Source organism: Calyptranema fuscum S582, from assembly GCF_055793305.1.
The window spans coordinates 1-580 of sequence record NZ_JBSLYH010000142.1; the positions used below are offsets into that span (position 1 = coordinate 1).

General features: G+C 49.5%; 1 pseudogene. It reads left to right on the forward strand.

From position 1 onward, the window contains the following. Positions 1 to 43 precede the first annotated feature (43 nt). A pseudogene (locus tag ACR6Z4_RS32235) lies at positions 44 to 580 on the forward strand (IS1 family transposase); the annotation flags it as partial.

The window sequence follows — 580 nt, forward strand, 5'->3', positions numbered from 1 at the left end:
GGCGTTGCATAATAGAGGATGATGTAGCATCCAGGAAAGCCTCATGAACTGTCCTCATTGTGCCGGCGACAAAATTGTCAAGAATGGGCATCGCAACGGCAAGCAGAGCTACCTCTGCCGAGACTGCCATCGCCAGTTCCGAGACAGTCCTCAACAAGGCTACAGTCAAGAGGTTAAAGCCCTGTGCGTTACCATGTCCCTCAACGGCATGGGCTTTCGAGCGATCGAACGAGTGACGGGCATCAACCACAACAGTGTAATCAATTGGGTGCGCCAAGCGGCAGCTGCTATCCCTGACGAAAATTACGAAATTCCTGAAACAGCTCAACTAGATGAGTTGGAAACCTTTGTCGGTCAAAAAAAACAAAATTTGGCTGTGGACAGCGGTGAATACGAAACATCCAGGCATTCTCCGGTTCGTGGTGGGAGATCACTCTCTGGAGACCTTTAAGCCGTTATGGCAAATCGTCATGGGTTGGGCTTGTTTTCTGTACATCACGGACGGCTATAAGGTCTATCCTTGCGTGATTGAGGATGGAGACCATTTAGTGAGTAAAACAGCGATGACACGAGTTGAAGG